The 11,889-nt window shown below is 67.0% G+C and carries 10 protein-coding genes; 8 read left to right on the top strand and 2 right to left on the bottom strand.

Going from position 1 to position 11,889, the window contains the following annotated elements:
- Positions 1–89 precede the first annotated feature (89 nt).
- The 5 genes from dxs (at position 90) to ACOJTD_RS21780 (ending at position 6,238) form a co-directional block, all read left to right on the top strand.
- Positions 90–2,006, top strand: a complete 1,917-nt coding sequence (gene dxs / locus ACOJTD_RS21800) for a 1-deoxy-D-xylulose-5-phosphate synthase (protein ID WP_420134990.1) — start codon at positions 90–92, stop codon at positions 2,004–2,006.
- A 167-nt stretch (positions 2,007–2,173) separates the two neighbouring features.
- Positions 2,174–2,737, top strand: coding sequence for a nucleoside 2-deoxyribosyltransferase (locus ACOJTD_RS21795; RefSeq protein ID WP_420134951.1), 564 nt, complete (start codon positions 2,174–2,176; stop codon positions 2,735–2,737).
- A gap of 2 nt (positions 2,738–2,739) precedes the next feature.
- Positions 2,740–3,480 (top strand): TlyA family RNA methyltransferase, encoded by a 741-nt coding sequence (locus tag ACOJTD_RS21790; protein ID WP_420134950.1) that lies wholly within the window; start codon positions 2,740–2,742, stop codon positions 3,478–3,480.
- 46 nt (positions 3,481–3,526) lie between these two features.
- Positions 3,527–4,942, top strand: coding sequence for an MATE family efflux transporter (locus ACOJTD_RS21785; protein WP_420134949.1), 1,416 nt, complete (start codon positions 3,527–3,529; stop codon positions 4,940–4,942).
- 57 nt (positions 4,943–4,999) lie between these two features.
- The gene (locus ACOJTD_RS21780; protein WP_420134948.1) at positions 5,000–6,238 is read left to right on the top strand and encodes a class I SAM-dependent RNA methyltransferase; all 1,239 of its coding nucleotides are present in this window, start codon (positions 5,000–5,002) and stop codon (positions 6,236–6,238) included.
- A gap of 114 nt (positions 6,239–6,352) precedes the next feature.
- Here ACOJTD_RS21780 and ACOJTD_RS21775 read toward each other — a convergent pair whose 3' ends face one another.
- Entirely contained in the window at positions 6,353–6,763 is a 411-nt protein-coding gene (locus ACOJTD_RS21775; protein WP_420134947.1) for a cell division protein ZapA, read from the bottom strand.
- A complete protein-coding gene (locus ACOJTD_RS21770) occupies positions 6,760–7,095 on the bottom strand; it encodes a DUF4164 domain-containing protein (protein WP_420134946.1) in 336 nt (111 codons plus the stop codon). Before ACOJTD_RS21770 ends, ACOJTD_RS21775 begins: the two co-directional genes overlap by 4 nt.
- Positions 7,096–7,395: 300 nt before the next feature.
- Here ACOJTD_RS21770 and tkt point away from each other — a divergent pair, with 300 nt between their 5' ends.
- The 3 genes from tkt (at position 7,396) to ACOJTD_RS21755 (ending at position 11,889) form a co-directional block, all read left to right on the top strand.
- The gene (tkt, locus tag ACOJTD_RS21765; RefSeq protein ID WP_420134945.1) at positions 7,396–9,384 is read left to right on the top strand and encodes a transketolase; all 1,989 of its coding nucleotides are present in this window, start codon (positions 7,396–7,398) and stop codon (positions 9,382–9,384) included.
- Positions 9,385–9,511: 127 nt separating this feature from the next.
- The gene (gene gap, locus ACOJTD_RS21760; RefSeq protein ID WP_420134944.1) at positions 9,512–10,519 is read left to right on the top strand and encodes a type I glyceraldehyde-3-phosphate dehydrogenase; all 1,008 of its coding nucleotides are present in this window, start codon (positions 9,512–9,514) and stop codon (positions 10,517–10,519) included.
- 173 nt (positions 10,520–10,692) lie between these two features.
- Positions 10,693–11,889 (top strand): phosphoglycerate kinase, encoded by a 1,197-nt coding sequence (locus tag ACOJTD_RS21755; protein WP_420134943.1) that lies wholly within the window; start codon positions 10,693–10,695, stop codon positions 11,887–11,889.

Here is an 11,889-nt window from a genome sequence, read left to right as displayed (position 1 = left end):
GGTGGGCTGCCGCAGATCGGACAGTTCGGACCATTCGTCGCGGGCCTCACCAGCCCCATAGTTAAGACTGGAATATCGCCGTGACCGAATTGAGTAAGACGCCGCTTCTCGACACCATCCGTACGCCGGAAGACCTCCGCAAGCTTCGAATCGACCAAGTTCGGCAGGTTGCAGACGAATTGCGGCAAGAAACGATCGATGCGGTGTCGGTCACGGGCGGTCATTTCGGCGCCGGCCTCGGCGTGGTGGAACTGACCACCGCCATTCATTATGTGTTCGACACCCCGCGTGACCGCCTGATCTGGGACGTCGGCCATCAGGCCTATCCGCACAAGATCCTCACCGGCCGCCGCGACCGCATCCGCACGCTGCGCACCCCGGGCGGCCTGTCCGGCTTCGCCAAGCGCACCGAGAGCGACTACGATCCGTTCGGCGCCGGTCACTCCTCGACCTCGATCTCGGCCGGCCTCGGCATGGCGGTGGCCAGCGAGCTGTCGGGCGTCAAGAACAACGTCATCGCGGTGATCGGCGACGGCTCGATCTCGGCCGGCATGGCCTATGAGGCGATGAACAACGCCGGCGCGATGAACTCGCGGCTGATCGTGATCCTCAACGACAACAACATGTCGATCGCTCCGCCGGTCGGCGCGATGTCGTCGTATCTGTCGCGGCTGTATTCGGGCAAGACCTACCGGTCGCTGCGCGAGGCCGGCAAGCAGATCGGCAAGCATCTGCCGAAGCTGATCGCCGACCGCGCCGCCCGCGCCGAGGAATATTCCCGCGGCTTCATGATGGGCGGCGGCACGCTGTTCGAGGAGCTCGGCTTCTACTACGTCGGCCCGATCGACGGTCACAACCTCGATCATCTGCTGCCGATCCTGCAGAACGTCCGCGACGCCGACGCCGGCCCGTTCCTGATCCATGTCGTGACCCAGAAGGGCAAGGGCTACGCCCCGGCCGAAGCCGCCGCCGACAAGTATCACGCGGTGGTCAAGTTCGACATCGCCACCGGCGCGCAGTCGAAGGCCAAGTCGAACGCCCCCGCCTATCAGAACGTGTTCGGCCAGAGCCTCGTCAAGGAAGCCCAGAAGGACGACAAGATCGTCGGCATCACCGCCGCGATGCCGTCCGGCACCGGCATCGACATCTTCGAGAAGGCGTTCCCGAAGCGCACCTTCGACGTCGGCATCGCCGAGCAGCACGCCGTGACCTTCGCGGCCGGTCTCGCCACCGAGGGTTACAAACCGTTCTGCGCGATCTACTCGACCTTCCTGCAGCGCGCCTACGACCAGATCGTGCACGACGTCTGCATCCAGAACCTGCCGGTCCGCTTCGCGATCGACCGCGCCGGCCTGGTCGGCGCCGATGGCGCCACTCATGCGGGCTCGTTCGACAACGCCTATCTGGGCTGCCTGCCGAACCTGGTGATCATGGCGGCGGCCGACGAGGCCGAGCTGGTGCACATGGTCGCCACCCAGGTGGCGATCAACGACCGGCCGAGCGCGGTACGCTATCCGCGCGGCGAAGGCCGCGGCGTCGAGATGCCGGAAGTCGGCATTCCGCTGGAGATAGGCAAGGGCCGCATCGTCCGCCAGGGCAACAAGGTTGCGCTGCTGTCGTTCGGCACCCGTCTGGCCGAGTGCGAGAAGGCCGCCGAAGAGCTGGCGACGCTGGGCCTCTCCGCCACCGTCGCCGACGCGCGCTTCATGAAGCCGCTCGACATCGACATGATCCTGAAGCTCGCCAACGACCATGAGATCCTGATCACCATCGAGGAAGGCTCGATCGGCGGCTTCGGCAGCCACGTGATGCAGGCGCTGGCCGAACACGGCAAGCTCGACGGCGAAGTAAAGATGCGCTCGATGGTGCTGCCCGACGTCTTCCTCGACCACGACACCCCGGCCGCGATGTACGCCCGCGCCGGCCTCGACGCCAAGGCGATCGTCAAGAAGGTGTTCGAAGCGCTCGGCAAGGACGTCAAGGCCGAGACCTCAAAGCTGGCGTAACGCGCCAACCCGATCCGTGTCCCGGACAAGCTGCGGCACTTGCCGCAGCGCAGATCCGGGACCCCGGTTCTGTTTCACCCCAGCAACCGGGACCCCGGATCTGCAGCGCACCACGCCGCTGCGCGGCGCGTTGCGCAGCGTCCGGGGCACAGATATGCGCGTGTGCGATGAACATCTACCTCGCCGGTCCCGACGTCTTCCTGCCCGATGCGCTCGAGATGGGTCGGCGCAAGGCTGCGCTCTGTGCGCGCCACGGCCTCACCGGCCTCTTCCCGCTCGACAACGCCGTCGCGCTCGCGGCGCATGATGCGTCGCTGCAGATCTTTCGCGGCAACGAGGCGATGATGGACCGGGCCGATGCGATCATCGCCAATCTGACGCCGTTTCGCGGACCGAGCGCCGATGCCGGCACGGTGTACGAACTCGGCTACATGGCCGGCCGCGGCAAGCTCGTCCTCGGCTATACAAACGATCCGGCGAGCTACGTCGACCGCGTCGCGCGGTTCGAGACGATCACCAAACGCGACGACCTGCTGATCGGCGCCGACGGGCTCGCGGTCGAAGATTTCGGCCTCGCCGACAATCTGATGCTGATCCATTGCCTGGAACTGCACGGCGCGCCGCTGGTGACCCCGCGCAACGCGCCTGCTGACTTGTGGCACGATCTCACCGCGTTCGAGAGCTGCGTGCAGATCGCAGCGCAACGGCTGCTGCAGAAGGCGGCGAACTAATCATGGCCAAGTCGCCCGACTCCCCACCCCGCAAGCGCGCCGACGTCGTCCTCGTCGAGCGCGGCCTGTTCGAAAGCCGCGCGCGGGCGCAGGCGGCGATCGAGGCTGGGCTTGTGTTCGCGGACGGCAAGCAAGTCACCAAAGTGTCCGAGCCGATCGCGCTCGACGCCAGCTTGCAGGCCGAGGCGGCGCATCCGTGGGTGTCGCGCGGCGGCGTCAAGCTGGCGGGCGCGCTGGAGCGCTATCCGATCGAGATCGAAGACCACGTCTGCCTCGACGTCGGCTCGTCCACCGGCGGCTTCACCGAGGTGTTGCTGGCCGAGGGCGCGGCGCTGGTGTTCGCGGTCGATGTCGGCCGCGATCAATTGCATCCGTCGCTGCGCGGCCATGCGAAGATCGTGTCGATGGAATCCACCGACATCCGCAGCCTGGAAGGCAAGCGGCTGCCGCAACGGCCCGACGTGGTGGTGATCGATGCCAGCTTCATCTCGCTGAAGCTGGTGCTGCCGGCCGCGCTGTCGCTCGCCGCGGCGCCGATGAGTCTGCTGGCGCTGATCAAGCCGCAATTCGAAGTCCCGTCGAAGCACGGCATCGTCCGCGATACCGCGGCGCATCGCGCGGTGTGCGACAACATCACCGCCTATGCGGCCTCGCTCGGCTGCACCGACATCGAGGTGTTCGCCTCGTCGATCGCCGGCGGCGACGGCAACACGGAATTCTTCCTCGGAGCGCGGCGCGGCTGACAGGCTTCGCAATCGCAACAGTCTTACTCCCGCCGCAAGTTCGGCTATGGTGCGCGCCATGACCCACCCTGGCTCGGAAGTCACCGCCGGCGCGTTTGCGCCGGCGAAATCGTCTGCGTGGCGAACGGAAGTTATCGAGACGCTGTGGCTCGCAGCGCCGATGGCGCTGACGCAGCTTGGCCAAATTGCAATGATGACGACCGACCTGGCGCTGATCGGCCGGCTCGGCGACCAGTCGGTCGCCGCGGCCGCGCTCGCCCACACGGTGCTGTTCGCCACCTTCACGATGGGGCTCGGCCTGGTCTCCGCGGTGACGCCGCTGGCCGCGCAGGCGGTCGGCGCCCGCAATCCGCGGCAGGTGCGCGCGGCGCTGCGCGTCGGACTGTGGGCGACGGTGATCGCCGGTGTGCCGCTGACTCTCGGCCAGTTGCTCGGCGAGCAGATGCTGCTGGCGCTCGGCCAGGATCCCGGCACGGCGAAGCTGGCGGGCCTGTATCTCGATGGCCTCGCCTGGTCGCTGCTGCCGTCCTGGCTGTTCATCGCGCTGCGCGGCTTCATGGGCGCGGTGAACCGGCCGGAGCCGGCGCTGTGGATCATGCTGGCGGCGATCCCGATCAATCTCGGCCTCGCTTATTGGCTGATCCATGGCGGCTTCGGCGTGCCGCAGCTCGGCATCTTCGGCGCTGGTCTCGCCACCGCGATCGTCGCGGTCGGCATGTGCGTGGTCGCGGCGATCGTCTGCGTCACCATGCGGCCGTTCAGGAAATACCAGGTGTTCGGCGAGCTGTGGCGGTTCGACGGGCCGCTGATGGGCCGGCTGCTGCATCTCGGCTTGCCGATCTCCGGCGCTTCCGTGCTGGAATACGGCGTGTTCGGCGCCGCAGCGCTGCTGATGGGCAAGTTCGGCACCACAGCGCTGGCTGCGCACCAGATCGCCCTGCAGATCGCGGCCATCATGTTCATGGTGCCGATGGGCATCTCGATCGCCGCCACCGTGCGGGTCGGGCACGCGATCGGCCGCGCCGACGCCGAGGGCGCGCGACGCGCCGGCTTCGCGGCGATCGGGCTCGGCCTCGTATTCATGGCGGCGATGACGCTGCTGGTGGCGCTGACGCGGCATCAGATCCCGCATCTGTTCCTTGGCGACAGCGCGCAGTCGGCCGCCACGGCGGAGCTGACCGCGGCGCTGCTGATCGTCGGCGCCAGCTTCTTCATCGCCGACGGCCTGCAGGTCGTCGCCAACGGTGCGCTGCGCGGGCGCAACGATACTCGCGTGCCGCTGCTGTTCGCCATCCTGTGCTTCTGGGTGATCGCGTTTCCGTGCTGCTGGCTGCTCGGCTTTACCGCCGGCGTTGGGCCGTTCGGGGTTTGGATCGGTCTGGCGATCGGGCTGGTGGTGTACGCCGCGCTGCTGGTGTGGCGTTTCCACCTGCTGAGCCGGACCGCGATGCCGAGCGCCTAGCGATTTGTTGAGACGCACAGGTGCCCGGCCGGCCGCGGCGCGCTATATCGCTGCAGCATGAACGACATTCTCAAGATCGATCACGTCGGCCATCGCGGCGACGGCGTCAGCCTCGCCACCAGCGGCACCCTCTTTGTGCCCTACGCGCTCGGCGGCGAGACCGTGGAGACGGCGCTGGTGTCGGGCCATCCCGACCGGCGCAAGCTGTTGCGCGTCGATGTCGCCAGCCCCGAACGCGTCGATCCGTTCTGCCCGCATTTCGGCATCTGCGGCGGTTGCGCGATTCAGCATTGGCAGGACGAGCCGTATCGCGCCTGGAAGCGCAATCTGGTGGTCGAGACGCTGGCGCAGGCGAAGATCGACGCGCCGGTCGCGCCGCTGATCGATGCGCACGGCGCCGGCCGCCGCCGCATCACGCTGCACGGACGCAGGGGCACGCACGACGTCCTCAAGGTCGGCTTCAGCGCGGCGGCGAGCCACGACGTCGTGCCGATCGATCATTGCCCGATCCTCGATCCGGGGCTCAATGGCGCGATCGAGGCGGCGTGGGCGCTAGCGGAAGCGCTGACGCCGGTCGGCAAGCCGCTCGATATTCAGGTCACCGCCGCCGAGAACGGCCTCGATGTCGACGTGCGCGGCTCCGGCCCGCTGCCGCCGAAGCTGATCGTGTCGCTGTCGAAGCTCGCCGAGCAGCATCGTTTGGCGCGGCTGACGCGGCACGGCGAACTGGTGCTGATGCGGATGCCGCCGACGGTGATGATCGGCACCGCGCGCGTCACGCTGCCGCCCGGCGCCTTCCTGCAGGCCACCGCGCTCGGCGAACAGACGCTGGCCGATCTCGCGCTGGCCGAAATCAAGCGCGCCAAGCTGATCGCCGATCTGTTCTGCGGCGTCGGCCCGTTCGCGCTACGGCTCGCGACGAAGGCCCGCGTGTTCGCCTGCGACAGCGATGCGCCGGCGGTGTCGGCCCTGCAGAAGGCCGCGCTGGCGACGCCCGGCCTTAAGCCGGTGAAAGCCGAGCCGCGCGATCTGTTCCGCCGTCCGCTGGCACCGCCAGAGTTAGTTGATTTCGACGCCGTGCTATTCGACCCGCCGCGCCAGGGCGCCCAGGCCCAGGCGGCGCAACTCGCGGCCAGCAAGGTGCCGCTGATCATCGCCGTCTCCTGCAACGCGACGACGTTCGCGCGCGACGCAAGGCTGCTGATCGACGGCGGCTACCGGCTGGAGAAGGTGACCCCCGTCGATCAGTTCAAGTATACGCCGCATGTCGAGTTGGTCGCGGTGTTCAGGAAGTAACAACCATCTGCGCCGTCATTGCGAGGAGCGCAGCGACGAAGCAATCCAGCGCCGAGCACGGAGCTGGATTGCTTCGCTTCGCTCGCAACGACGTAGAGAGGTCGAACGTCCTAACTACCCGATCGCAATCCCGCCGCCGATGGTGCGGTTCAGGACCTGCGTGGTGCGTTCGATGCGTTCGGCGGCGCTGTTGAGGGCGGCGGCGACGGCACGGTTGGTGGTCACCGTGCGTTCGATCGATTGGCTGCGGTCTTCGCGCAGCGCGTCGACTTCCTGCTGAAGCGCGGCGAGGCGGCCGTTCACGTCGAGCAGTTCATCGGCCATCATCAGCGCGGCCATCACGGTGAGGCGTGCATCGCCGATCTCACCGAAGCGGCCACGCAGGCTCTGGATGCGGCTCTCGAGATTGTCGGCGAGGCCGAGGAGCTGCGGCTCCTGCCCCGGCTCGCAGGCCATGCGGTATTGCCGGCCATTGATGGTGACGCTGACATGGTTGGCGGCGGCCGCGGCGTCCTTCGAGCTCATGACGGCTCCTCTTCGTCGGCGGGCTCGGATTCGAGCACGGCGCGGATGGTGCCGATCGCGGCGTCGAGCCGCTGGGCGATCTCCCGGTTGGCGCGCTCCAGCTTGCGGGTCTTGACCAGCGATCCATCGAGTTCGTCGGCGAGGCGGGAGCGATCGGCGCCGAGCGCCTGAATCCGTGACGCCAGTTCGTCCTCGTCACGGTCCGCCTCGGCCCGCCGCTCGACCGCGCCTTCCAGCGCCTCGAGCGCCGCGGCAAGACGACGCGTCGCGGCGACGATCTCGGTCGGAGCCTGATCGGCACTGATGGAACCGGGGGCGGGACGATCGGTCATAGTGTTGCGCGACCCTCGCAGCTTCACGCGTCCAAATAAAAGCCACGATTGGACAAGCCTTTAGGCGTGGAAATTTACGCAGCAAGGCAGCCGAGCGCAACGCCGCTGCTCAACTATGCACCACAAAGCACGCGCCTCGTGCTGATCCCAGGCCCCTGCCTTGGACTCGCCGGATCATGGTGCTATGCCACCAGCGCACCCCGGTATTTTCGGCCTGTTCGTGTCTCTGGCTGTGCCGGAGCGGCACTGCGCTCCGACCCGCGGAGCGCCGGCAAACACACGATTTCAGGTGGTTACATCATGGCGAAGGTCGATCATTCCCGTATGGCGAACGCAATCCGGGCGCTGGCGATGGATGCAGTCGAGAAGGCCAAGTCCGGACATCCGGGCCTGCCGATGGGCGCCGCCGATGTCGCTGCCGTGCTGTGGAGCGAATTCCTGAAATTCGACGCAGCCGATGCGCATTGGCCGGACCGCGACCGCTTCATCCTGTCGGCCGGCCATGGCTCGATGCTGCTCTACGCGTTGCTGTATTTGACCGGCAACAAGGAGATGACGCTCGACCAGATCAAGAATTTCCGCCAGCTGGATTCGCGCACGCCCGGCCATCCGGAGAATTCGATCACCGACTCGGTCGAAACCACCACCGGCCCGCTCGGCCAGGGTGTGGCGTCGTCGGTCGGCACCGCGCTGGCGGAGCGTCTGCTCGCCGCGGAGTTCGGCGAGATCGTCGATCACTACACCTATGTGCTGTGCTCGGACGGCGACCTGATGGAAGGCGTCAGCCACGAGGCAATCGCGCTGGCCGGCCATCTCAAGCTGTCGAAGCTGATCTTCCTGTACGACGACAACGGCATCTCGATCGACGGCCCGCTGACGCTGACCGACAATGTCGACCAGGTGGCGCGCTTCCAGGCGCACGGCTGGAATTCGTTCCGGATCGACGGCCACGACCACAAGGCGATCGCCGACGCGATCCGCAAGGCGCAGGCGTCAGACCGCCCCACCATGATCGCCTGCAAGACCACGATCGGCTTCGGCGCGCCGACCCGCGCGGGCACCTCCAAGGCCCACGGCGAGCCGCTCGGCGCCGAAGAACTCGCCGGCGCCAAGAAAGCGCTGGGCTGGGACTACGGCCCGTTCGAAATTCCGGACGATGTGCTGACCGCCTGGCGCGAGGTCGGCAGCAAGGGCGCCAAGGCCCGTGCCGACTGGCAGAAGCGCTTCGAGGCGCTGCCGGCCGAGCAGCGCGGCGAATTCCAGCGCCGGGTGATCGACCGCAAGCGCCCGGCGGCGCTGGACGGCGCGATCCGCAAGCTCAAGGACAGACTGGTCGCCGAGCCGCAGACCATCGCCACCCGCAAGGCCAGCGAAGTGGCGCTCGAAGCAATCGTCGAAGTGGTGCCCGAGATGCTGCTCGGCTCGGCCGACCTGACGCCGTCCAACAACACCCGCACCAAGCATGCCAAGGACGTCACGCCGGATGATTTCAGCGGACGGTATATCCACTACGGCATCCGCGAGATGGGCATGGCGGCGGCGATGAACGGCCTCGCGATGCATGGCGGCTTCGCGCCTGCCGGCGGCACCTTCATGTGCTTCGCCGACTACGCGCGCCCGTCAATGCGCATCGCGGCGCTGTCGCATGTGCCGGTGGTCTACATCATGACCCACGACTCGATCGGGCTCGGCGAAGACGGCCCGACCCACCAGCCGGTCGAACACCTCGCCTCGCTGCGCGCGATGCCGAACATGCGGGTTTTCCGCCCGGCGGATCCGGTCGAGACCGCCGAGTGCTGGCAGCTTGCGCTGGAGAACACCCAGGGCCCGACGGTGCTGGCGCTGTCGCGGCAGAACCTGACGCCGGTGCGCACCACCAAGTCGGACGAGAACCGCTGCGCCAAGGGCGGCTATGAGCTGGTCGCCGCGAACGGCAAGGCACAGGTGACGATCTTCGCCACCGGCTCCGAGGTCGAGATCGCGGTCGCGGCGCAGAAGCTGCTGGCCGACAAGGGCGTCGCCGCCCGCGTGGTGTCAGTGCCGTCGCTCGACCTGCTGCTGCAGCAGGATGCGGCGACCCGCAAGTCGATCATCGGCGACGCGCCCGTCAAGGTCGCGGTCGAGGCCGCAGTGCGGTTCGGCTGGGATGCGATCATCGGTCCGGAGGGAGGCTTCGTCGGGATGTCGAGCTTCGGCGCCAGCGCTCCCGCAAAGGAGCTTTACAAGCATTTCGGCATTACCGCGGAAGCGGTCGTCGAGGCTGCGACGAGCCGTCTCGGCGCCAAGTAAGGCGCTGGGGAGATTCGACAAACGAGCGCATTGCAAGTGCGGTGCATTCAGGGCATGACACCGCACAAGTACGGGGAACCCCTCTCCCCATGACAATTGAGTATCATTAGCACCGAGGAGAAGTTGGATGGCAGTCCGGGTCGCGATCAATGGGTTTGGCCGTATCGGCCGCAACGTTCTGCGGGCGATCTACGAGTCCGGCCGTAAGGACATCGAAGTCGTTGCGATCAACGACCTCGGCCCGGTCGAGACCAACGCCCATCTGCTGCGCTTCGACTCGGTGCACGGCCGCTTCCCGCACGAGGTCAAGGTCGACGGCGACGCGCTCGACATCGGCCGTGGCAAGATCAAGGTCACGGCCATCAAGGATCCGTCGGCGCTTCCCTACAAGGACATCGGCGTCGACATCGCGATGGAATGCACCGGCATCTTCACCGCCCGCGACAAGGCCGCCGCGCTGCTGACCGCCGGCGCCAAGCGCGTCCTCGTTTCGGCTCCGTCGGACGGCGCGGACGCGACGATCGTCTATGGCGTCAATCACGAGACGCTGTCGAAGGACCACATGGTCGTGTCGAACGGGTCGTGCACCACGAACTGCCTGGCACCGGTCGCCAAGGTGCTGAACGACACCGTCGGCATCGAGACCGGCTTCATGACCACGATCCACGCCTACACCGGCGACCAGCCGACGCTGGACACCATGCACAAGGATCTCTACCGCGGCCGCGCCGCCGCGATGTCGATGATCCCGACCTCGACCGGTGCCGCGAAGGCAATCGGCCTGGTGCTGCCCGAGCTGAAGGGCAAGCTCGACGGCGTCGCGATCCGCGTGCCGACCCCGAACGTCTCGGTGGTCGACCTCAAGATCATCGCCAAGAAGGCCACCACCAAGGAAGAGATCAACGACGCGATCCGCCGCGCGGCGTCGCAGGAGCTGAAGGGCATCCTCGGCGTCACCGACGCGCCGAACGTCTCGATCGACTTCAACCACGATCCGCACTCGTCCACCTTCCACATGGACCAGACCAAGGTGCAGAACGGCACGCTGGTACGCGTGATGTCGTGGTACGACAACGAGTGGGGCTTCTCCAACCGCATGGCCGACACCGCCGTGGCGATGGGCAAGCTGATCTGACGAACTAACTACGCGTCTTCGCATGGTGAGACGCGGGCCTTGCCCGCGCCTCACCATGAAGAAGCGCATCTGAACGCGGGGGGTGTTAGTCCTCGCGGTGTCGTAATCCTCATCCCGAGCGGCCGAGCGCAGCGAGGCGTCTCGAAGGATGACACCCCAGGCACGGGTTCATCATGACCAAATCATTCCGCACCCTCGACGACGTCGATGTCAAAGGCAAACGCGTGCTGCTGCGCGTCGATCTCAACGTGCCGATGGACGCCGGCAAGGTGACCGACACCACCCGGCTCGACCGCGTCGCGCCGACCATCACCGAGATCGCCGGTAAGGGCGGCAAGGTGATCCTGCTGGCGCATTTCGGCCGGCCGACGGGACGCGACGACAAGAACTCGCTGAAGCCGGTCGCCGCTGCGCTCGCCGAGGTGATCAAGAAACCCGTCGCGTTTGCCGACGATTGCGTCGGCGAACCCGCCGCCAAGGCGATCGCCGCCATGAAGGACGGCGACATCCTGTGCCTCGAGAACACCCGCTTCCATCCGGAAGAAGAGAAGAACGATCCGGCCTTTGTCGCCAAGCTCGCCGAGCTCGGTGATATCTGGGTCAACGACGCGTTCTCGGCGGCGCACCGTGCGCATGCGACGACCGAAGGCCTCGGCCACAAGCTGCCGGCCTATGCGGGCCGCACCATGCAGGCTGAACTGGTTGCGCTGGAGAAGGCGCTGGAAGCCCCCACCAAGCCGGTGATCGCGATCGTCGGCGGCGCCAAGGTGTCGAGCAAGATCGACCTGCTGGAAAACTTGGTGACCAAGGTGCAGGCGCTGGTGATCGGCGGCGGCATGGCCAACACGTTCCTTCATGCGCAGGGCGTCAAAGTCGGCAAGTCGCTGTGCGAGAAGGATCTGGCCGAGACTGCCTTGCGCATCATGAACAAGGCCGAGGCCGCGAACTGCGCCATCATCCTGCCGGTCGACGCAACCGTGGCTTATCACTTCGAAGCCAACGCGCCGTCCTTCGCCTACGGGCTCGACGCGATTCCGGACGACGCCATGATCCTGGACGTCGGCCCGCGCTCGATCGAGCGCATCCACGCGGCGATCGATGACGCCGCCACGCTGGTCTGGAACGGCCCGGTCGGCGCGTTCGAGCTGACGCCGTTCGACAAGGGCACCGTCGAGGCCGCCAAGCACGCCGCCAAGCGCACCAAGGACGGCAAGCTGATCTCGGTGGCGGGCGGCGGCGACACCGTCGCGGCGCTCAACCACGCCGGCGTGGCCGACGACTTCACCTACATCTCGACCGCCGGCGGCGCCTTCCTGGAGTGGATGGAAGGCAAGCCGCTGCCGGGCGTCGAAGTGCTGCGGGCGAAGTAA

This window comes from Rhodopseudomonas sp., from assembly GCF_048594845.1.
Lineage (GTDB): Bacteria > Pseudomonadota > Alphaproteobacteria > Rhizobiales > Xanthobacteraceae > Rhodopseudomonas.
This window is presented reverse-complemented; position numbering and strand designations above follow the sequence as displayed.

Coding starts and splice junctions, on each gene's coding strand:
- ACOJTD_RS21780 (WP_420134948.1), top strand. CDS start 5,000: ATGAACGACATTCTCAAGATCGATCACGTCGGCCATCGCGGCGACGGC.
- gap (WP_420134944.1), top strand. CDS start 9,512: ATGGCAGTCCGGGTCGCGATCAATGGGTTTGGCCGTATCGGCCGCAAC.
- ACOJTD_RS21770 (WP_420134946.1), bottom strand. CDS start 7,095: ATGACCGATCGTCCCGCCCCCGGTTCCATCAGTGCCGATCAGGCTCCG.
- ACOJTD_RS21785 (WP_420134949.1), top strand. CDS start 3,527: ATGGTGCGCGCCATGACCCACCCTGGCTCGGAAGTCACCGCCGGCGCG.
- ACOJTD_RS21790 (WP_420134950.1), top strand. CDS start 2,740: ATGGCCAAGTCGCCCGACTCCCCACCCCGCAAGCGCGCCGACGTCGTC.
- ACOJTD_RS21795 (WP_420134951.1), top strand. CDS start 2,174: ATGAACATCTACCTCGCCGGTCCCGACGTCTTCCTGCCCGATGCGCTC.
- ACOJTD_RS21755 (WP_420134943.1), top strand. CDS start 10,693: ATGACCAAATCATTCCGCACCCTCGACGACGTCGATGTCAAAGGCAAA.
- ACOJTD_RS21775 (WP_420134947.1), bottom strand. CDS start 6,763: ATGAGCTCGAAGGACGCCGCGGCCGCCGCCAACCATGTCAGCGTCACC.
- tkt (WP_420134945.1), top strand. CDS start 7,396: ATGGCGAAGGTCGATCATTCCCGTATGGCGAACGCAATCCGGGCGCTG.